Genomic DNA, 407 nt, shown 5'->3' on the forward strand with positions numbered 1-407 from the left:
GCGGGCTGCTGGTGCGCACGGCCGAGGAGTACCTGACCGGCGAGGGCGCGACGAAGCTGTACTCCTGGGTGCTGGACGGGCCCGCCAACCTGGCCTTCGCCGAACGGCACGGTTACCGGCGGCGCCGCTCGGCGCACTTCCTCCGGCTGGACCTGGCCGGTGCCGGGCTGCCGGAGCTGCGCACCCCTCCCCCGGGCGTCGAGCTGCGCACCGCCGCCGACTTCGCGGACGACCCCCGGCCCCTGTTCGAGCTGGACGCGGAGACGGTGGCGGACGAACCGAGCGACGTCGACGTGGAGTTCACGGACTACGAGGCGTGGCTCGCGGACACCTGGCGCAACCCGCTGCTGAACCGCGACCTGACCACGGTCGCCGTCGTCGACGGACGCCCGGCCGCCTTCAGCGTC

General features: G+C 74.2%; 1 pseudogene. It reads left to right on the top strand.

Annotated features, from left to right (window positions below):
• Nucleotides 1–407 (top strand): annotated as a pseudogene (locus ACLWS4_RS37635) (GNAT family N-acetyltransferase); the annotation flags it as partial.

The organism is Kitasatospora sp. SC0581, assembly GCF_048159585.1.
Classification (GTDB): Bacteria; Actinomycetota; Actinomycetes; order Streptomycetales; family Streptomycetaceae; genus Kitasatospora.